Annotated in this window: 20 protein-coding genes and 2 pseudogenes; 6 read left to right on the forward strand and 16 right to left on the reverse strand. The window is 59.3% G+C overall.

Annotated elements, in window-relative coordinates; genetic code table 11:
* Positions 1-319: 319 nt before the first annotated feature.
* Positions 320-616, reverse strand: a complete 297-nt coding sequence (locus AB0O97_RS19390) for a hypothetical protein (RefSeq protein WP_363884863.1) — start codon at positions 614-616, stop codon at positions 320-322.
* Positions 617-1,098: 482 nt separating this feature from the next.
* On the opposite strand from AB0O97_RS19390, the gene AB0O97_RS19395 reads away from it, so the two are divergent.
* Positions 1,099-1,662, forward strand: a complete 564-nt coding sequence (locus tag AB0O97_RS19395) for a recombinase family protein (protein ID WP_363884864.1) — start codon at positions 1,099-1,101, stop codon at positions 1,660-1,662.
* Between the two features lie 26 nt (positions 1,663-1,688).
* Here the strand turns inward: AB0O97_RS19395 and AB0O97_RS19400 are convergent, their stop codons facing one another.
* Both AB0O97_RS19400 and AB0O97_RS19405 read right to left on the reverse strand, forming a co-directional pair.
* Positions 1,689-2,936, reverse strand: coding sequence for an alpha-amylase family glycosyl hydrolase (locus AB0O97_RS19400; protein WP_363884866.1), 1,248 nt, complete (start codon positions 2,934-2,936; stop codon positions 1,689-1,691).
* Positions 2,937-3,200: 264 nt separating this feature from the next.
* Positions 3,201-3,377 (reverse strand): hypothetical protein, encoded by a 177-nt coding sequence (locus AB0O97_RS19405; protein ID WP_363884867.1) that lies wholly within the window; start codon positions 3,375-3,377, stop codon positions 3,201-3,203.
* A gap of 81 nt (positions 3,378-3,458) precedes the next feature.
* Between AB0O97_RS19405 and AB0O97_RS19410 the strand changes: the two genes are divergently transcribed.
* A complete protein-coding gene (locus AB0O97_RS19410) occupies positions 3,459-4,694 on the forward strand; it encodes an ROK family protein (protein ID WP_363884869.1) in 1,236 nt (411 codons plus the stop codon).
* On the opposite strand, the gene AB0O97_RS19415 is transcribed toward AB0O97_RS19410, so the two are convergent.
* The 9 genes from AB0O97_RS19415 to AB0O97_RS19455 form a co-directional block, all read right to left on the reverse strand.
* Complete coding sequence (locus tag AB0O97_RS19415) at positions 4,691-5,650, reverse strand: PfkB family carbohydrate kinase (protein WP_363840951.1); 960 nt, start codon at positions 5,648-5,650, stop codon at positions 4,691-4,693. The two genes, AB0O97_RS19410 and AB0O97_RS19415, sit on opposite strands and share 4 nt — an antisense overlap.
* Positions 5,651-5,809: 159 nt before the next feature.
* Positions 5,810-5,962 (reverse strand): hypothetical protein, encoded by a 153-nt coding sequence (locus AB0O97_RS19420; RefSeq protein ID WP_181036215.1) that lies wholly within the window; start codon positions 5,960-5,962, stop codon positions 5,810-5,812.
* Between the two features lie 324 nt (positions 5,963-6,286).
* Positions 6,287-6,664, reverse strand: a complete 378-nt coding sequence (locus AB0O97_RS19425) for a hypothetical protein (RefSeq protein ID WP_363884871.1) — start codon at positions 6,662-6,664, stop codon at positions 6,287-6,289.
* A 339-nt stretch (positions 6,665-7,003) separates the two neighbouring features.
* Positions 7,004-7,516: a hypothetical protein gene (locus tag AB0O97_RS19430; RefSeq protein ID WP_104111872.1), complete on the reverse strand. Its 513-nt coding sequence runs from the start codon at positions 7,514-7,516 to the stop codon at positions 7,004-7,006.
* A gap of 10 nt (positions 7,517-7,526) precedes the next feature.
* Positions 7,527-8,105, reverse strand: a complete 579-nt coding sequence (locus AB0O97_RS19435; protein WP_104111873.1) for a sigma-70 family RNA polymerase sigma factor — start codon at positions 8,103-8,105, stop codon at positions 7,527-7,529.
* Positions 8,106-8,267: 162 nt separating this feature from the next.
* A complete protein-coding gene (locus AB0O97_RS19440) occupies positions 8,268-9,347 on the reverse strand; it encodes a hypothetical protein (protein ID WP_363840946.1) in 1,080 nt (359 codons plus the stop codon).
* A gap of 26 nt (positions 9,348-9,373) precedes the next feature.
* The gene (locus tag AB0O97_RS19445) at positions 9,374-9,643 is read right to left on the reverse strand and encodes a hypothetical protein (RefSeq protein WP_146073263.1); all 270 of its coding nucleotides are present in this window, start codon (positions 9,641-9,643) and stop codon (positions 9,374-9,376) included.
* A gap of 96 nt (positions 9,644-9,739) precedes the next feature.
* The gene (locus AB0O97_RS19450; RefSeq protein WP_104111875.1) at positions 9,740-10,072 is read right to left on the reverse strand and encodes a helix-turn-helix transcriptional regulator; all 333 of its coding nucleotides are present in this window, start codon (positions 10,070-10,072) and stop codon (positions 9,740-9,742) included.
* Positions 10,072-11,190 carry a site-specific integrase gene (locus tag AB0O97_RS19455; protein WP_363884873.1) on the reverse strand — a complete coding sequence of 373 codons (1,119 nt, stop codon included), beginning with the start codon at positions 11,188-11,190 and terminating at the stop codon, positions 10,072-10,074. Before AB0O97_RS19455 ends, AB0O97_RS19450 begins: the two co-directional genes overlap by 1 nt.
* A gap of 469 nt (positions 11,191-11,659) precedes the next feature.
* Between AB0O97_RS19455 and AB0O97_RS19460 the strand changes: the two genes are divergently transcribed.
* Positions 11,660-12,652, forward strand: a complete 993-nt coding sequence (locus AB0O97_RS19460; RefSeq protein WP_132365259.1) for a hypothetical protein — start codon at positions 11,660-11,662, stop codon at positions 12,650-12,652.
* 334 nt (positions 12,653-12,986) lie between these two features.
* A pseudogene (locus AB0O97_RS19465) lies at positions 12,987-13,445 on the forward strand (IS30 family transposase); the annotation flags it as partial.
* A gap of 84 nt (positions 13,446-13,529) precedes the next feature.
* Here AB0O97_RS19465 and AB0O97_RS19470 read toward each other — a convergent pair.
* From AB0O97_RS19470 to AB0O97_RS19480, 3 genes and pseudogenes are all read right to left on the reverse strand, one after another.
* Positions 13,530-14,012: a hypothetical protein gene (locus AB0O97_RS19470; protein WP_363884875.1), complete on the reverse strand. Its 483-nt coding sequence runs from the start codon at positions 14,010-14,012 to the stop codon at positions 13,530-13,532.
* A gap of 135 nt (positions 14,013-14,147) precedes the next feature.
* Positions 14,148-14,864 (reverse strand): VIT family protein, encoded by a 717-nt coding sequence (locus AB0O97_RS19475; RefSeq protein WP_363884877.1) that lies wholly within the window; start codon positions 14,862-14,864, stop codon positions 14,148-14,150.
* A 59-nt stretch (positions 14,865-14,923) separates the two neighbouring features.
* A pseudogene (locus tag AB0O97_RS19480) lies at positions 14,924-15,143 on the reverse strand (heavy metal translocating P-type ATPase); the annotation flags it as partial.
* Between the two features lie 199 nt (positions 15,144-15,342).
* Here AB0O97_RS19480 and AB0O97_RS19485 point away from each other — a divergent pair.
* On the forward strand, positions 15,343-16,536 hold the full coding sequence (locus tag AB0O97_RS19485) for an IS30 family transposase (RefSeq protein ID WP_363884878.1): 1,194 nt from the start codon (positions 15,343-15,345) through the stop codon (positions 16,534-16,536).
* A 623-nt stretch (positions 16,537-17,159) separates the two neighbouring features.
* A complete protein-coding gene (trpS, locus tag AB0O97_RS19490; RefSeq protein ID WP_363884880.1) occupies positions 17,160-18,200 on the forward strand; it encodes a tryptophan--tRNA ligase in 1,041 nt (346 codons plus the stop codon).
* A gap of 177 nt (positions 18,201-18,377) precedes the next feature.
* Here trpS and AB0O97_RS19495 read toward each other — a convergent pair.
* On the reverse strand, positions 18,378-18,749 hold a 372-nt coding region (locus AB0O97_RS19495; protein WP_363884882.1), incomplete at its 5' end, for a Tn3 family transposase.

The following is an 18,749-nucleotide window of genomic DNA, read 5'->3' on the forward strand; positions in this document are numbered from 1 at the left end:
CATTCCCCGGCGGCGACCAACCACCGACAGGTCGGCGTCGTCCAACCAACAGAAGCGTTCCAGGTCCTCCGCTGGTACCTCGTCGGGGAATCCGCCGAACCCTGCAACCTGCTCATCACTTAGAAAATCGACCGCCATGCCACCCATTCAACAGGCCGCTGACACCTTAGCGTGAATTTCCGTACCGCTCTTCCTCAGACCCCCAGTCCTGTGAGGGCAAAGGCTATCGACAGCGTTCCCACCACTGCGGCTCTCCAGCGGATGGCAAGACTACGTCGTCTGCCGGTGTTGGGCTTCTTAGTACGCATAAGTACACCTTTCATTGGTTTTCCGATGAATCGGTGTGAAGAATGATGGTCTCTTGAGTGCCGCCGCCGTCAGCTGGTCTACCTCGAAGATGGTAGAAATCCGGTGAGCCAGCCCGCACATACAGCTCAAACGGGTTACCGTCCGAACGCTGCCTCGCCCAATCGAGTACTTCATCAAGATCGCACTCGGTGAGCTCCCAATCGTCCACGCTCCACGCAAAGCCATCCCTAGCAGGTGGTGTCCACAAACGAACACGAAAGATGGGATCATCCTGCACAGCAACCGGCTGTACAAACTCGACCTTCATATCGTCTCCCCCCGACGTATCCCCCCTACCGGTGATGCGCCTCACGCATCCACAACCGGTAATTTGAGCGCACATGCAGTGATGTGCGCTCAACCCTATTCAACATGCAGGACGGGCGAAAAGATAGACTGCCCGTTGACTCATTGAAAACTTCCGCACAGCCACTTACTGCCTCATCCGCTTGACGACTCCACAAATTCTTTCAGTTGGAAATCAGGATCAAGGTGCCTGTAATTGTCCTGCACTGTTCTGGGAATCTACCAAGCTGCCGCCTTGCCCCTGCGACCGCCCTACACTTCGCGGCCGGCTGACTCCTTCACACCCGCGGGAATCTAATCGACCGTCTGGTTGGGGTACACCCCAAATGGACGTCAGGAACTACGCCGTTTCATCTGTCAGGGTAAAGTCATTTTTTCTTTTTATTGACACACGGTGCCGAGGGTCTTAGATTTCATCCTGACAGTTTCAATCGTGGAGGTACTGTGAGCGGTCAGCGTCTGGGATACATCCGCGTCAGCAGTCTGGACCAAAACACACAGCGTCAACTGGAGAACATCCAGGTCGCCAGGATGTTCACGGACAAGGCATCGGGCAAGGACACGAAACGGCCCCAGCTGGAGGAACTGCTGAGGTTTGCCCGCGACGGGGACACCGTTCTCGTACACAGCATGGACCGGTTGGCCCGCAACCTCGATGATCTGCGCGCCGTGGTGCAAAAACTCACCAGGAAGGGCGTGCGGATCGAATTCCTGAAGGAAAACCTCGTCTTCACCGGCGAAGACTCGCCCCTGGCAAACCTCATGCTCTCCGTCATGGGCGCGTTCGCAGAATTCGAACGCGCCCTCATCGGTGAACGCCAACGCGAAGGCATAGCCCTCGCCAAAAAACGGGGCGCCTACCGGGGACGCAAGAAAGCCCTCTCCACCGAGCAGGCGGCAGAACTGACCCGACGCGCCGCTGCCGGAGAACCGAAAGCCGCCCTGGCCCGCGAATACGGCATCAGCCGCGAAACCGTCTACCAATACATCCGCCATGCCGCCAACTAAACCAAACTTGGCGGCTCACGACACCTTCAGGAGCACCGGGCCTTATTGACGATCGGCGCCGCATGGCTTGTATTGCGGAAGCCCACCATGTTTTCAATGTTGGTTTGCGCATGCTTGCAGGTCCAGCCGTTCTGGCCGCACACGGGATCCATGACTTCCCCGTTCGAGGCAACCGCCGGTCCTGTCTCATTGTTGGAGAAGGAATAACCCGAATGGATCGACGGGGACCCGTAGTTCCACGCCAGTGTGAAGATCTGGGCAAGATCGTAGTTTGCCCCGTCCTTGTAGGTGAGTGTCTCACCATTGCGCTCAGTGTCATGGTTATCGACGAAGACTGCGGCGTTCTGTTGAGGAAGGAAGCCTGCCCAGCTGGGGCCGATGCCATTGCCCGTGATCAGCCAGTTGATATTCCCGCCGTTGAAGGCCTCTTTGAGTTTGCGGGCGTACGCAAACTCGTGGATATCACCGTTGCTGGTGTATTCCTCCGGCTGGATCGGTTCGTTGGCTCGGATAACTTCCTGGACCACATAGAGCCTTGCGCGGTCGTTGACCCTGGAGAGAATTCCTTGCATGTCGCTGGCCGCAATATGTTTGACTGCGTCAATCCGGAACCCGTCAACCCCCAGGCCCACCAGGTCATTGAGGTATCCGGCAATTCTTCCCTGAACGTAGGGGGAGGAGGTGTTGAGGTCAGAGAGGTTGACCAGATTGCACTCCTGGACTTCCCATCGGTTCTGGTAGTTGGCGATGTCCCTTCGGCACGAGTGAAAGTCCTGCCCTTGGTAGTTTCCGGGGTAGTCGTAGTGCTGGAATATGGTTCCCGCCCAACCGGTTCCTCCGGCGCTCTTTCCGGACATGTGGTTGATCACGGCGTCCGCGATCACTTTCACGCCAGCGGTGTGGCAGGTGTCCACCATCTGCTTGAACTCGGCCCGAGTGCCGAGCCGGGACTCAACCTTGTAGCTGACGGGCTGGTAGTGGGTCCACCATTCCGGACCTTGGACGTGTTCTTGCGGGGGAGATGTCTGCACGTATCCGTATCCGGCCGGGCCGAGGTTCTCGGTACATTCGCGGGCTATGGCGTTCCATGTCCAGGAGAACATCACCGCGGTGGCGTCTTTGGGCCCGGGAGCTGCGGCTTGGGCTGGCGGAGCAGTGGCTGTGGAGGAAAAGAGGGTGCCGAAGAAGGCCATGAGGACCATACTGGCTAAGAACTGAAAACGCTTCCTTTTGACGGAAGAGTGGACTGCGACGTCCTCGTCGTGTGCTGGCATAGAGGTGAAGTCTCCTCAATGAGGGGGCCGCTACAGGCCGGGAGTCCTGGCAGCGACTGACGCCGCCCGTGCGGAACGGGCGGCCGCGTCACGATGACGGCTACCCATCAAGGTAGGCGGAGTTCGGCCGATAAACAAGAGCAACTTAGTAAAAACTGGAAGCGCTTGCAGATCGGCGAAAGTGCGTCTTCGGCACGAAAAACTCGCGTGCGGAAGGGCTGGTTTATGACAGGTCAAAGCGTGGGGACGAGGACGGTGGCCGAGCTAGAGCTGTACTGTCGGCTCTGATGATGATGAGGGGGCTGCGAAAAGTGCGGGAGGCGTCGAATGGTCGACGACGGGCTGGTACCGACGCGCGGCGGGCTCCCACAGGGTATTCCAGCGGTCCAGGGCGGATTCGCTGGTGGCGGGGTTTCCTGGGTGGTCCGGGGCTTCATTCATTGTGTCTCCGAAGTTAATTTGGACTCAAAATTTAGTGCCTCAAGTATTATGTGACCTGAGCTACAGAGAGGTCAAGACCCGATGAGTGCCCCTTCCTCCTCCCCCATGCCGCAGATGCTTAGGCGGGCAAGCCTCAGATCAGTCTTGGACTTCATGAGGGCCTCCACCATCGTGACGATCTCGGACGTCATGGAGGGCACCGGGCTCGCCCGGGCTACTGCCATATCTGTATGTGAAGAGATTATGGACCGGGGTTGGATCACGGAGCTTGAAAACCAACGCGAGTTTGGTGAGTACCTCAAAGGGCGGCCGGCCCGACGATTCGTTCTGAACCAGGAAGCGGGATACGTCATTGGCCTGGATGTGGGTGTCTCCAAGGTGACGGCCGTCGTGTCCAACCTTCGCGGTGAAATCGTCGGTAGGGCGAGCCAGCAGTTCCGTGGAGTTCAGATCACGGCCGATGACAGCATTCCGGGTTCGGATATAAGTCCCCACGAGCGTGTATCAGCCATAGACAGCACTGCGTGTGATGCCCTCCGCAAAGCAGGCGTCACCCCCGGCGCGGTTCTCGCAGTCAGTGCCGGAATTGCGGCTCCGGTGGGCCGTAACGGCGATGTATTGGTGACTCAACCCTTCTGGGCTCTTCTGGACGTTGGCTTGAAATCGGCACTGAAGGATCTTCACGGATGGACAGTGTTGCTCGCCAACGACGGAAACCTGGCGGCCCTGGGCGAGCGTTGGCGCGGTTCAGCGGTGGGGGTGGACGACGTCGTGGTTATCCTCGCCAGTGAGCGATTTGGTTCCGGAGTGATCGACGACGGCAGGCTTCTGCATGGTTGTGGCGGAGGCGCCGGCGAGCTGGCATTCCTCAAACAAGTCGAGGGGGTAGGGGACACCTTTGGCATTGCCCTGATGGCACGCACCTGGGCTGCGGAGGCCCTCGCTGGACGTGATGACACGCTGCTCCGCGAATATCCTGCCGAAGCAATTGGAGCTGAACACGTCTTCGCCGCCGCTCGCCAAGGTGACGCTGTGGCACGGCGGATTCTGGATCGGCTTGCCGATCGCATGGCACGGGTCATCGGGGCCGTCGCTACCATCCACAACCCGGAGCTTGTGGTGATAGGTGGTGCAGTTGCCAAGTCTGCAGGCGCACTGATGGACCCAATTGCTGAGCAACTGCCCCAATTCACCGCGACCCCTCCACGGCTGGCCGTTTCACCCCTGGGTGATTCGGTGGTGACCATGGGTGCGGTCAGAAGCGCGCTGGACTTTGTCGAGAAGGAGACCCTGGATATCGAGCTACGCCACAGTTAGGTCAGTAGCTCGGACAGTTTCGGGTGCAGATGCTTACTTTCAATCGCAGTGCGGGCCTGAGTCGCGGCTACCGTCAGGGCATCGTCAATGGTGGCACCGCGGAGTGTCGCGGCCAGGAAACCGGTCATGAAGGCATCACCAGCACCATTGGTATCAACAACCTCGGCGGGAAGAGCGCTGACCTCGTGCCGCGCCCCGGATGCCTCCAGTGCAATTGCACCCTCTGCTCCGCGGGTGCAAACGGCCAAGCGGGGGCCGCGTTCCAGGCAGGAACGCATAAGGTCCCACGGGTCTTCTGCATTGTCGTCACTCATGAACACCGTTGTGGCAGCGCGAAGGAACGGTTCGTGGAATTCTGACGATCCGTCATAGTCGTGAAGGTCCGCCCAAATGGGCGTCTCCTGCGCGTCCAAGCGCTGCAACAGGAGCGCACCAAGTTCGCTGAGGTCAACGACGGCGACGTCGGCGGCGGCCACCGCCTCAGCCGCGATGCTGAGTTCGCGCTCGGTGGGCGTCGACGGAACCGCAACGTACAGCGACACCCGTTTGCCGCCGTCGGACATCAAATTGACGTGGCGTTCGGTCTGCTCGGACGCCAAGGGCTCGACGTGCACCCCGGCTGCCGTAAGGGCGCTGCGGATCCGCTGCCCCTCGGCATCAGTTCCAAGCGGCGAACACATCCGCACTTTGATGCCCAGGCCGGCCAGATGCAGGGCCTTGCCAGCGGAGGTCCCTCCGATGGTGTGCCACGAGCGGCGGGCAAACTGCATGTGGGGGACAGGTTCCGGAAGGTGGTCGAGGAGGATGAGTTGATTCCACGATGCGGGGCCGCAGACAGCTACAGAAGGAGGCGCAGACATGGCCGTATCCAGCCCTTCATTCATAACAACCTGACCCTGGGCCGCATCATTGGCGGTGGTCAGAACGGCCGGAATCCGGCCGGCTTCAATATTCACGGATCAAACTCTACACAAGAATCTCCCATCTAATGAGAGGTTGCGCCGCTGATACCATCACTACACCCGAGCCGCAGCAACACTCCTTTGGCATGTGCTATCCCAGCCGCGAAATCACCGCAAAACGCATATGACGGGGTGGCTTACTGGTAGCCACCGCTATTCAAGTGGTCTGTATTCCTGCCACCTCAGGACCCCGGCTGCGGTGTCCAGGTCCCGAGTATGCGCCACCAGAACGTCCCCGTCGCGGACGTGCGCCAAGGCGGCTGCGAGCCCTGGACGGGCCGTGGTGGCACAGGATTGCTTATCCACGTGGATTTATTCGTGAGGGATGCCGAGGCGGCCAGCAGCCGCGCAAGGTCTTGTTTTGTTGTCCAGAAGCGGGTGTAATCAATATCCACGCCTGTACCGTGCCGAAAGTTTCTTCTGTACGGGGCCATTTGGAGCGACGTTGACATAGCTTGTGGGACGGTCACGTTTCGCGAAATCTAGGCGTTGTTCATTGAGCCGGTAGGTCCCAGCGGAGCGGGTCTCGGTTCCAGAACAGGGATGCACTTGGCTGGTGTGGTAGCTGATGCATCGGTGGCGTGGCTAGAACCGTTCGTTTTCTAGCCACGCCACCGAAGATTGTGGGACTTATGGCGTCCAGGACAGGGAGGTTCCCTTGTCGCTAAGAACACCCAACCAAGGATTGTTGGAATATCCTCCTACATGGGCGCCTCCTTGGTTGGCGTTCTCCCAGATGTTCATATTGCATCCACTGCGGGGTTGCATGGCACTTGCCCGGTCGTTCCAGCCGATTGTTCCGAGGTTGTTGTAGTACCAGTTTTGACCGCCGCAAGAGCTGCCGGAGCCAGCCTGACCGGTGATGTAGGTGCTGCCCCCGCCGTAGTTGATGTCGTCATAGATGTACCCGAGAATGATGGTCACGGCCATGGGTGAGACCGTGCGGGATCGAGACGCCAGAGCATCGTAGCTCGCCTTGTATTCGGCTGCGGTGGCAGCGACAATCACGGGCGTGCCGGTCAGCTTTTCGGTTGCGCTTGCTCAGTCTGTTCCCTCGGTGTAGCAAGTTTGGCTTCCGGTCTCAATCTGGGCGACGCAAACCTGATTGCTCGCATCGGCGCTTTCTCCCTTCTGTGTTGAGGCGCTGGCCGGGGCGATGGAGAACATCCCGATCAGCGCAGCCGCCACAACGGACACAGACAGTTTTAGTGTTGTTTTGAAACTTTCATTTGAACCCCTCAGTAGTGACGTATGATGATTTTCGACACAATTAGAGGTTTCTCTAGTGGTCTGTCCAGTTTGGGCGCCAGCACTTTTCTTAGCGGATTAGCTGGCACCCAAACTCAATTATTTGGTTGCTGCACGTAGACTGAGCTTCTGGCAAAGTTCCTCTGGGGTCAGGACCGTCCCAGCTGCACTGGTGAGTGGAAACACTGCCAAGATGTCGTTGGGTTGGAGGCATACGCCTAACGGCGGGGCCGCGGCGATTGGCTGTTGGTTGTCCGTGATGTGGACCTGCCCGAGGGTGATGTTTCCGTAGGCCCAGGCTGCTCCACAGTTGGTTATGGCGCTGGACTGGTTGAGCTCCGCTTGGCCGTCTGCTAGGGCTACGTCGGAATACTGGGATTCCGTGCTCTGGTCGCTGTAGCAGCGTGCCGTTGAATCCAGTTGAGTTTGTGTAGCTGGAATGATAATTGCACCTGCCGTGATGCCCAGTGCCAGGGCGCCAGATCCGGCGATCAGGGTGACTTTACGCCGGTGGGCGGTCTTTGCCTGCTTGGTAATGGCCGTCTGAGTGGAATCCCAGATCCGGTCCATATCTGCATCTGAGGGCCACTGACGGTCATATGAGTTAGACATGGTTCCTCCTTCAATTTTTTGCTGTGAGAAAAGTACGGAGTTTCAACTTCAGGCGGGAAAGCCTGTTGCGAACGGATGACTTCGTTATGCCCAAGCTCTGGGCGGCACTGTCGTAGCTGAATCCTTCGATGAGACAGAGCCGGAAAATTTCGCGGTCGACCTGGGACATTTTGGAAATCTCGCGATCAAGGCTCTGGATCAGTGCCGCATCGATGACCTGATCCTCAAGGGAGCGATCCCCCGCTTGGAGTTGGGGGAAATCATCGATGGAGGTGTGGTCTCGTCGCCATTCTTTCTTCTGGATATTGCGGCACTGCAACCTACACACTGTCGCAAGCCACGGCATGAGTGACGAGTCGGCGAGAACGATCTCTTTCGACTTCTGCCACAGAACGAGAAACGTTGCTTGAACGGCATCTTCGCTGAGCTCTTTGGAGCCAAGGAACCTCAAAGCGATCCACGCCACCGCCTTGAAGTGGCGTTCATATATCTGCCGGAAGGCATCCCTGTCTCCGGACTGGACTAGGGACAGCAACGCAATGTCAAGAGACATGTTGCGGTCGGTCTCGATATCCGTATAGTGCTCCATGTCTCCCCCCAATTCCCATGCAACTGCTTCCCTTATGCCTACTTATGTCCTGTGAAACCAAAACGTCTCACAAGTGACAAATCTTTTTTTGGGGCTTGCTGGTGATGGTCTGTATTAGAGTTGCCTGCTTTCGTGTGGTTTCTGGATTCCGTCTGCGGTTGCCTAGTCGTGGCCTCCTGATGCGTAGCCGGACCAAGGGGAACCGGATTCTGCGGCGATTCTGGTGCTGCTGGTGTGGTGGTAGCCGAGCGCCTGGGCTAGGACGGGGGCCGGTACTTGGAGCACTAAGTGTCGTAGTGCGGAGGTTCGTCCGCGTTGGGGTGGGATGCCTTGTTTGTGCAGGAAGGCCCGGAGGGTGACCGGGTGAATGGGTTGACCGGCGCGTTGTCCGGGGAAGAGCCAGTGGGATCCGGGGTTGGTTGCGGCGTCCAGGTTGATGCGGTTCGTCAGGTAGTCCTGCAGGAGCCGGGCCACTGATTCGGGTACCGGTGTCGGAGGATCACCAAACCGGATGGTGGTGGTGTTGTAATCTGTGGTGATGTCCCCGACCGTGAGCCTGACGATGCGTGTTGCAGGCTGGGCGTAGAGCAGAACCAACAGGCCCGCTATTCTGGCATGCAGCGGGATATTCTCCTCGGCGAGAAGGCGTCGGATGGCGTTGATTCTGTGGTGTTGACTCATAGGCGCCTGACGCGCCGCTTGTCGGGAATGGATGGTCAGGACGGGCATGCGGCCCGTGTTCATGCACCAGGTCAGGAATGCGTGGGACGCCCGGCGCGTGAAATAGTTCTCGCTTTGCCAGGCGTCCAGATCGCCTTGCCGGGTGTCGTTTACGGCGGTGCCGCGGTGGTTGAGCCAGTTCAGGAACGCCAAAGCCTGGATTTGTTGCTCATGGGCTTCCCGGACTGTCGAATCGCCCAGCGGGGCTTTAGCTGCTTTGGCCCGTAGCTTGCGTAGTTGATGCCAGGTGGCGAAACGGCGCAGCAGCTTGGCATGGTCGGGATCGGCCACGGCGCCCAGATGGGTCTCCAGCCATCGTTCAAAGAGGAGGAGTTGCCTGTCTTTGAGCGGCAAGACTCCGCTTTGCATGAGCAGATCGCGTAGATAGGCAGCGCTTCTCCAATTGGGTACTTGCTGGAATGCTTCATGGGTCAAGGCAAGTCGCCCGGCGGCAATATCTCTGAGCATCGCGTGGGGCTGGGCACTCTGGATCCAGCCCAGCCCCAAGACAGGCTTCTGCATGGTCCTGAGCTGATCAAAAAGCGGGATCAGTGGCGGATGGATCCGGCCGGTTCCATCATCGAGCAGTGAGCGCAGACGGTCAGTGAGGGTGCAGCGTTCGCACAACCTTCCACCAAGTAAACGTCCCTCAAAATGACAACGATCGCAGAAGAAATCGCGGCTAATTCCTGCACAATCTCGGCAAACAGGTTGGCCAGTGCTGTCCCGGCCCGGCAATAGACGCTCCGTACCGCAGCCGGTGCAGGAACCGTAGGTGCGGCTGGCCTTATCGAGGCAGTTCCGACAGATTGGCCCATCTGACCAGTTCGCCGCCTTGGCAGCTTGCCGGCCGCAACGAGCGCAGATCCGTATATGCCACCGCTCATACTTTTCACGGCTGTCGTAGGACGGACTCACCGTGCGGGGGTGATCCGGGCACGCTTGGGCCGGATAGTGGCCGCGAGATCCACGACCTCGGCACCACCGGTGGCCGTGCGGCGTGGAGCCACGGCCTCTGCCCGGGTGGCGATCAGCTCGGCAGGGGTCACATCCAGGATGTCGCAGAGCGCGGCAAGAACTGGCAGAGAAAGCCGCTCCGGGACCTGAGTAACCAGCCGCCAGACCTGCACCGAGGACAGCTCAATGCCGCGCTGAAGCAGTAGCGGGGACAGGTCGGTGGCGTTGAAAATCCCCCGGGTGGCCATGACTTCCCGCAGCCTCCATTGGTAACTTACCTGGCGTTTCATCAAAGTTTCCTTTCCAGCTGCAAGGCAGCAGCAAGCGTGGTGTCCAGGGCACGGCGGAGTGTTCTGGTGCGGAAGTCTGAAGAGACACACGTGTAGATCGAGGTCGTGGAAGCGTGTTCGTGTCCTACTTGTTCCTGAACGAACCTCGCATCCCAGCCGTCCTCGATCAGGTGCGTGACGTAGGAGCGCCGAAAGGAATGAAAATCCAGACCCTTATCCAGACCGAGACTGTCCCGATAGGTCCCGAAACGGGTATTCATCTGGGTAAATCCCACACGCGGGGAACGTTCCGAAGGCCACAGCGCCCCGGAACCAGCCGTGGAGAACAAGGGACGGACCTCTTCAGTCCACTGCTGCAAAATCTCCGCCGACCAATTAAAGACCGTCAACACACTGCGGCGCTTGGGCGCAGAGCCCTTCATGGCCTTGCCATGAAGGACATAGAGAACGCCGTAGTCCCCAAACTCCGACCCTTGGGGATTGCGGCCAAAATCCACAACATCCAGCATCCTCGCCTCGTTGCGGCGCAGCCCGAAAGCATAAGCCGTCTTGAAGAGCATCGCATCACGGAAAGCCGGCAACCAACCCTTGCATCCACGCCCGCGCACCCGCACAACCTGTTCATCGGCATAATCGAAGAACGCCTGCAACTCATCACGCGTGAAGGCACGCTTCACCGGGCCAGATTCGGCCTCCTGAACATGCACGGCCGCGTTCCACTCGTGGATCACCTGTATCGGGTGGGTGCCGAAGCGATCCTGGCAAATGGTCGCCCAGCCATAGCCCGGGTCGGTCACAAACCCGCAAAAGGAACGGATGGTCCCCTGGTAGGTCCGCAATGTGGAGTGGTGCAGATTCCGGACCGACCGCAAATCACCCATCCACTCATCCACCATCAGCGGCGTCCAGGCCCACGGGAAAGCGTCGGCATGTAGGGCGAATGCTCGCACCGCCTTCTCACGACCCTCGATCGTGGAGAATGCCAAGTTGCGGGCCAACTGCTGGTTGCGCCAACCATCCAACATGGCCGTGAAGACCTGTTCCTCCGGCCGCAGCAAGGGCAGATCACCGATCAGATGCAGACTCGGTGCCCCAGGTGCAAAGCTATTCCCGACCATCCAAAAACACCCCCTCCACATCTTGCATTAGATGAATATATCTTTCATCAGATGCAATCTGATTGCAAGGGTGCAGGTCAGGAAGCTTTCTGACCTGCACGGAGACAAGGTAGAGAAAAATATCCAAGTGGAGTCCAGAGACGGATTAGGGCCCTGACCTGCATAAATGGCGACGATCCTCGGACTAATTTAACTAACCTCAATAGAGTATTGGATGAAATAGCGGCCATAATATGAAAAAGTGAAATATCCGACGTTAGTGCGGTTTTCTGCGAGAAGTGTGCCGCCGTTGACCGGGGATCTGTCCCGTTTGAAGCTCTGGGTCCAATCTTCGCAGGCATCAGTATTGCAACGCCCGGCGGTCAACCGGATGCCGCGCAGGTCTAGAACCGGATATTTGGCGAATTCACGAGCTGCCCCTTCATGGCCGCTGTCACAGACCCTTACCTGAATAGGATTGAATTGTCAGATGATCACCTCCACCTGGAAGAATCTTGTTGTCGAGACCCAGTTCGCCAATGAACTGACCCTTACCGGACTACGGAGGCTGTCCGCCGTCCCTACCGACCCTGTAGAAGCCATGTATGGCAGCGACGACCAAAACTACGCACTTCACGTCGGAATGTACTCGTACTCGTCCGGACTAGAGCGCCTGTGCAAACTGGCTATCGCATGCCACGGATATGTAACTACGGGAGAGTTCCCCGAGCTCCAAAAATATTCACACAAGATTGGAAAACTGCTCGACGCCGTTGCGGATTTGAGTCTTGAGGGCTTTGGGTCCTCAAAATATAGGTCGAAATACCTCGTCCGACCGGATGGTGACTTTGAAAAAGAGCTCACAGCGACAGTTCTGCGGTTCGCCCAAGGAAGCGGACGATACGAGCACCTGGATTCGCTCTGGAAGGACAAAGCTGAGGTCAAGACCTATGAAGAGTGGTGTGAACTTGCGGCAAAAGCAAAGGATTCTGTCTCAGCTGAAGTGCACGGGCTAATTGCCCTCAAGGAGTCACTGGCGAATGTCATCGAATCGGAAATGATCAACTTAGAGCTTGAATCTACCCACGAGAGCATGAGACCTGACCTTGAAATTCAGTTGTATAAGCCATCGGTCGGTGTGATGTTGAGCCTGTTCCGGATGGTCCGGTGGGTTTCTACAATCCTTGATGTTGTCACGGACAGCCCGCACCATGATGAAGCACAAAGCTACCGGATCATGAATCTCCCAACGCTTGGCGAAGTCGTCGCTGTAAGTTTCATCCATTCATCTGTGGACTTCTTCAACTTCCAGATCGCGAGATTCTCTGACGACGAAGTCGTCAAGGAAGAGCTTGATGAGGCGTACAAACGGATGGGTGAACGTGAAATGGACGAGGATGACGATGGAGTTGAGGTGTGCCAGGCGCGAGGCGCGACGAACTTGGACGAAATCGGTAGCGCGTTCGACTTCCTGCCCAAGTGATAGAGGGAACCGGGTGACACGGGACAATAGCCTTGTGTCGCACGTTTCAGAAAGGGCAGGTTTCTAGTATGGGCGGCTTGTGAATTCGTCAAATATCCGACTCTAGACCTGCGGGGCGTCCGGTAACGATCGTTAGCGAGACACCATGAGCTAGGTTTTGGGAACCGCGGAATCACGCTGCCCATTTTGTAACGCTTGCCGTGTACGCGCCAATGTAATGACTTCCGGGCTTTGCGATACTCGATGCCTGCGAAGACCGGACCCTGGGCTTCAAACGGGACAGATTGCTGGTCAACGGCTGCATACTTCTCGCGAAAAATCGCGCTAACGTCGGATATTCCACTTTTTCACAAGCCACCCCTATTACGTCTACCGCCGTGAGCTCGACCGGGGCATGTCCCGGCATCTGCGCTCCGGGAGCACTATCCGCAGGCCACGGAAGGCGAAGCAGTCATTGGGCCGCGGACGGTTGAAGAACAGGGTGCCCATTACCGCTCGGCCGGCATCGATCGAGGACCGTGTCGAGGTGGGGCACTGGGAGGGGGATCTTGTCATGGGTAAGAGACCTTCCGCGGTGGCGACGTTGGTGGAGCGCACTACCCGGGCCGTCAAAGTCGTCCATCTCCCCGACGGATACAAGGCAGATGCCGTACGTGTCGCCTTAACTCAGGCGTTCAAGGCAATTCCCGAGCCGTTGCGCCGGTCGTTGACCTGGGACCGCGGGCGGGAGATGGCAGAGCACCAGCAGCTCTCGACGGACCTGAGGATGAACGTCTACTTCTGCGCCCCGGGGAGCCCCCCCACGAAACACGAACAGGTCACCCCTACCGCACCGGTAAGGGTGGCCTGTTTTCGTGAGACGGTCAGTCGCACAGGTCTATCCGCCCCAGACGGAGGCCGAGCCGGAGTGTCCGGTGATGATGCTTTGGTAGATGATGACGAGTCCGCCGGCCATGCCGAGGACGACGGCGAGGATCTGAACTGGGCGTGTGCTGAGAAGACCTCGTAGACCGCGAAGCCGCTGTGGCCGGATCAGGGTCTGGGGGAATGCGGTGAGGAGTTGGGCTGCGACGACGACGAGGAATACCAGGGCGAGGGCTTTGAAGAGGTCTCCTTGCTCTGCGTGCGCTTCTATGAGCGCCGATTCGGGCATGCTGCGTTCGAGTTGTTCGCCAGCTTCCGCGGTCAGGAGGGACAGTGGTGCGAGGAGGACCGCCAGGATACCCAGGGGCCACGCCAGGCGGTGGCGCAGCCGGGGTGCGACTGCGAACAGGACTGCCAGGAGTCCGGCGATCGGCGCGAGGACCACGACGGCGTGGATGAGCAGGATGTGCGCCGGTAGACCACCGATTTCGATCATGGGATGACTCCTTCAACGTGAATGGGACGTGCGGTTAGTGTGAGCCCTGCTTATGAAGCTAGGCCTCGACGGGGCTGCGTTGGCTGAGTACCGGCAGGGAGTTACCTGGGTGACTTCAGATCGGCGAGTGATTGATCATGCGATGCCAGTGGTGCCAAGGAGGGCTCCGACGAGGTAGGTGAATGCCATCGCCAGCGCCCCGCCGATGACGAGTCGGAGCATGGCGCGGCGCCGGGAGCTCCCGCCGACGTGGGCGCTGACAGCCCCGGTGACCGTCAGTGCCACCAGGACCGCGACGAAGGTCAGGGGTATGCGGACGTCCGCCGGGAGCAGGAGGATCGCGAGCATCGGCAGGACGGCACCGGCCGCGAACGCTGCAGCGGACGCGAACGCCGCATGCCAGGGGTTTGCGACTTCGAGTTCGTCGATGTTCAGTTCCGCTGAGAGGTGGGCGGCCAGGACATCATGGCCGGTCAGTTCGACAGCAACCTGCCGGGCCGTGGCAGGCGTGAGCCCTTTTGCCTCGTACAACCCGGCAAGCTCGTCGAGTTCGCCGTCGGGATCCTCCCGCAGCTCCTGCCTCTCTTTCTCGATCAGTGCTTCCTGACTGTCCTTCTGGCTGCTGACCGACACGTATTCGCCCAGGGCCATCGAGACCGATCCGCCCACCACGGCGGCGGTACCGGCGATCAGGATCGGCGCGAGAGTGTTCGTCACCCCGGCGACCCCGATCACCGTGGCCGCTGTGGACACGATCCCGTCGTTGGCGCCCAGCACGGCAGCCCGCAACCAGTTCAACCGTGCCGCCACACCACTGTCATGGGGCTCAATAGGGGCTTGCGCATCAGTCATGGAAGCAGTCAACACCCGGCGGTTGGATCCATCCACCTAGGATAGGCTCACCTAAACCACGCGACCTTCACTCCGCGCGCCTGCAGAGCCTTCACCGCGGCCCGGGATTCCTCGCGAACCTTGTCCTCGAGCCTGACCGTGCCGATGACCGAGCTGTCACGGATGATGTGCAGCACTGACGCACCACGACCCACCCACCCCTGCACCGTTTCGGCAATATCAGCCGGGGGTCGTGAGGCTAAGCTCTTTGAGCATGTTCGGCTCGCCCACAGCGATCTCTAGATACCTCATCCGATAATGCGGCTCACAAAGCTCGGAAGCGGCTCTGTCTAAGACAGAAAGCGTCGAGACACGTTTCCAAGACAAGGAGAGCGACGGAATGACGGGGGAGTGGCCCTTCAATACAGGATCGCCTAGAGGGTCTTAGAAAGCTTTGGCGGTCTCAACCGGTCAACGCACCACTACTTGGGCAGGATGAGTGGTGGAGGTGCGTGTGGAGTTCACGATGGAGCAGCAGCAGGCGATCTGGGAGGGATGGCGGGACGGTGAATCGTTCCGTCAGGTCGGTCACCGGGTAGGGCAACCGGCGCATGTGGTTCAGTACTTCCTCCGGGGCTATGGCGGCATCAAGCCGGATGTTCCTCGACGAAACCGCCGGCACCTGAGTCGTCAAGAGCGCGAGGAAATCTCTCGCGGTATTGCTGCAGGGTTATCTCTGCGCAGAATCTCCGCGGTCCTGGGGCGGTCTCACTCGAGCATTTCGAGGGAGCTGGCGCGAAACGGTGGACGAGCCGCGTATCGGGCAACAGCGGCCGAGCAGGCAGCCCGTGTCCGGATAAAGCGACCGAAGCTGACCCGGCTCAAGCAGAGACCGGCGCTGCTGCAGGTCGTGAAGGCGAAGCTCATCCTGGGATGGTCGCCGGAACAGATCGCGGCCTGGCTGAAGCTGGCGTATCCCGAGGACGCATCCATGCGCCTGTCCCACGAGGGCATCTACCGGTCGATCTATTACGTCTACCGCCGTGAGCTCGACCGGGGCATGTCCCGGCATCTGCGCTCCGGGAGCACTATCCGCAGGCCACGGAAGGCGAAGCAGTCATTGGGCCGCGGACGGTTGAAGAACAGGGTGCCCATTACCGCTCGGCCGGCATCGATCGAGGACCGTGTCGAGGTGGGGCACTGGGAGGGGGATCTTGTCATGGGTAAGAGACCTTCCGCGGTGGCGACGTTGGTGGAGCGCACTACCCGGGCCGTCAAAGTCGTCCATCTCCCCGACGGATACAAGGCAGATGCCGTACGTGTCGCCTTAACTCAGGCGTTCAAGGCAATTCCCGAGCCGTTGCGCCGGTCGTTGACCTGGGACCGCGGGCGGGAGATGGCAGAGCACCAGCAGCTCTCGACGGACCTGAGGATGAACGTCTACTTCTGCGCCCCGGGGAGCCCCTGGCAGCGCGGGTCGAACGAGAACACGAACGGGATGCTCCGCCAGTACCTCACGAAGGGCTCCGACCTACGACGATTTACCGCCAAAGACCTCGATGACATCGCGAACCTCATCAACGACCGTCCCCGGCAGGTTCTGAAATGGGCCAGCTCCAACGAGCTCTACCAAGCCCACATCACAGCCTCGAACCAGGCCGCGATACTCTCAGAATCACAGGTGGTGCGTTGACCGGTTGAGACCACCTTAGGTTTCCAAGACGTGTCTCAGCCGCCGATCGACCGGATCGGCTGTTGCAGTTGTGGTACCTGCGCGCCCGTCGCCATCGTCTGGGCTAAACGCTCCTCTGCCGGCCCGACGGTGCGGATGGCGGGGGAGGGGTCTCACGAAGCCCGAAGAGCGACCGGCTTACGGGACGGTCCGAAACGCCAAGCCGGACAGACCCCTTTCGGGACGGTGAGATCACTTCGATGATAAAGATTCGTTGTTTTTGCTGCCCTTTGCTGAGCAATACTGAGCCGCTGCACCTGCACCCATCGGGTGGAACACGGATGAAAATACAGGTATAGGCTCAACTTATTCCGCATCTGTAGTTTCCTGAACGGTACGGGTTCCGGTTGCGGATGTGAAAGCCCTGTCTTTGCCTTGGTGGAAAACAACCTCATGTCATTGGCGCATTGTCTGAGGCCACGGGGCTTAGTATGGATAACATGAACCTTAACCGCATGTCTTGGTGGTGGCTGTCCTAACAGCCGGTTCAATCATGTCCGCGGGCTGTACAGCAGCCCGCGAAGACTTTCTCTCCGCTATCCGCAGCGCTGTGCAGCCTCCCACGCTCAGATAGAGGAATCACCATGAACTCATTTGCAACAACACAACTGCGCTCCACCGAATTAGCTCAATCCATCGCCGAGGCGCCCCAAAACTACCGGGTCCTCACGGGCGAACGCCCGACCGGACCACTACATTTGGGGCACTTCTTTGGCAGCATCGTGGAGCGTTTGAGGCTCCAACGAGCCGGGGTCGAATCCTTCGTGATCCTGGCCGACTACCAGGTGATCACGGACCGCGATCTAATGCCCCGCGTGCGTGAGTTCGTGCACGGGGCCGTCCTGGACTACCTCGCTGCGGGCATGGACCCGGAGCAGACCACGATTTTCACCCATTCGTCGGTGCCCGCCCTGAACCAATTGATGCTGCCGTTTCTCAGCCTCGTCACCGAGGCTGAACTGCACCGCAACCCCACGGTGAAGGCGGAACTGGCGGCCTCGGGACGCGCCCTCAGTGGGCTGTTGCTCACCTACCCGGTGCACCAGGCAGCGGACATCCTTTTCTGCAAGGGGAACCTAGTCCCCGTGGGAAAGGACAACCTGCCGCATATCGAGATGACCCGGGTGATTGCCCGTCGTTTCAACGAACGCTACGACACGGTTTTCCCGGAACCTGAGGCGCTGATTACCGCGACCCCCGAGGTGCCGGGCCTTGACGGGCGCAAGATGTCCAAGAGCTACGGTAACGCCATCGCGCTGGGCATGTCACCGGATGAAACGGCGCAGGTCATCCGGCGCACCACCACCGATGCGGAACGCAGGATCACCTTCGACCCCCAGTCGCGCCCCGGAGTCTCGGCGCTCCTTTCCACTGCTGCACTGTGCCTGGGGGAAGCCCCAGAAGTGATTGCAGAAAGGATCGGGGATTCAGGAAGTGGTGCGCTGAAGCAGCTAACAACTGAAGCCGTCAACGACTTCCTTGCCGGTCATCGAGAGCGCCGGTCAGAATTAGCCAAGGACCCCGGCTACGTCAGCGAGATTCTCAAACGGGGCAACGAACGAGCCAACCTTGAGGCAAACCAAACCCTCAATGAAGTGCGTATAGCCATGGGCACAAACTACTAGCACCCAACAGGAACGCGTAGCGGTTTAGCTCGCAACTGCCGGGGTGGTTCACCTCTAATTCGCTGCGCAGACGTGAGCCACCCGCGCAACCGGGGTTTTGGCCAATGAGTGATGGCGAACCGTCCCAGTGAAGGTTCCCCCTACGGCCGAGATATGTTCAGGGCAATGTCGCCTCGTTTAGGTCTCCAGGTCCTTGTCGGGGTTCCTGAAGGGTCGAAGTTGCGTGCCGGTGGAGTCCGTGGCGAAAGAGTATCGGCCCAGCATGTTGATGTGTTCCGAGACCAGCGGCGACAGTCGTTGTACGTCCTCGTCGGCGACGGGGACGCCGCGGTCGCGGAGTTCGGTGAGCGCGGCGTCCAGATAGCGGGTGTTCCACAAGATGACCGCGTTCAGCACCAGACCGAGTGCGCCGAGTTGGTCTTCCTGGCCTTCCCGGTAGGACTGGCGTATCTGCCCCCTCCTGCCGTGGAAGATGAGTCTGGCCAGGGCATGCCGGGATTCCTGCACAGTCAACTGGGTATGGATTTGCCGGCGGTACCCCTCATCGGC

This window comes from Specibacter sp. NPDC078692 (genome assembly GCF_040686835.1).
Lineage (GTDB): Bacteria > Actinomycetota > Actinomycetes > Actinomycetales > Micrococcaceae > Specibacter.

Excerpts from the sequence above, each read along its gene's own strand:
- AB0O97_RS19390 (WP_363884863.1), bottom strand. The coding sequence starts at position 616 with ATGAAGGTCGAGTTTGTACAGCCGGTTGCTGTGCAGGATGATCCCATC.
- AB0O97_RS19400 (WP_363884866.1), bottom strand. The coding sequence starts at position 2,936 with ATGCCAGCACACGACGAGGACGTCGCAGTCCACTCTTCCGTCAAAAGG.
- AB0O97_RS19405 (WP_363884867.1), bottom strand. The coding sequence starts at position 3,377 with ATGAATGAAGCCCCGGACCACCCAGGAAACCCCGCCACCAGCGAATCC.
- AB0O97_RS19410 (WP_363884869.1), top strand. The coding sequence starts at position 3,459 with ATGAGTGCCCCTTCCTCCTCCCCCATGCCGCAGATGCTTAGGCGGGCA.
- AB0O97_RS19430 (WP_104111872.1), bottom strand. The coding sequence starts at position 7,516 with ATGTCTAACTCATATGACCGTCAGTGGCCCTCAGATGCAGATATGGAC.
- AB0O97_RS19435 (WP_104111873.1), bottom strand. The coding sequence starts at position 8,105 with ATGGAGCACTATACGGATATCGAGACCGACCGCAACATGTCTCTTGAC.
- AB0O97_RS19440 (WP_363840946.1), bottom strand. The coding sequence starts at position 9,347 with ATGCAGAAGCCTGTCTTGGGGCTGGGCTGGATCCAGAGTGCCCAGCCC.
- AB0O97_RS19445 (WP_146073263.1), bottom strand. The coding sequence starts at position 9,643 with ATGGGCCAATCTGTCGGAACTGCCTCGATAAGGCCAGCCGCACCTACG.
- AB0O97_RS19450 (WP_104111875.1), bottom strand. The coding sequence starts at position 10,072 with ATGAAACGCCAGGTAAGTTACCAATGGAGGCTGCGGGAAGTCATGGCC.
- AB0O97_RS19455 (WP_363884873.1), bottom strand. The coding sequence starts at position 11,190 with ATGGTCGGGAATAGCTTTGCACCTGGGGCACCGAGTCTGCATCTGATC.
- AB0O97_RS19460 (WP_132365259.1), top strand. The coding sequence starts at position 11,660 with ATGATCACCTCCACCTGGAAGAATCTTGTTGTCGAGACCCAGTTCGCC.
- AB0O97_RS19470 (WP_363884875.1), bottom strand. The coding sequence starts at position 14,012 with ATGATCGAAATCGGTGGTCTACCGGCGCACATCCTGCTCATCCACGCC.
- AB0O97_RS19475 (WP_363884877.1), bottom strand. The coding sequence starts at position 14,864 with ATGACTGATGCGCAAGCCCCTATTGAGCCCCATGACAGTGGTGTGGCG.
- trpS (WP_363884880.1), top strand. The coding sequence starts at position 17,160 with ATGAACTCATTTGCAACAACACAACTGCGCTCCACCGAATTAGCTCAA.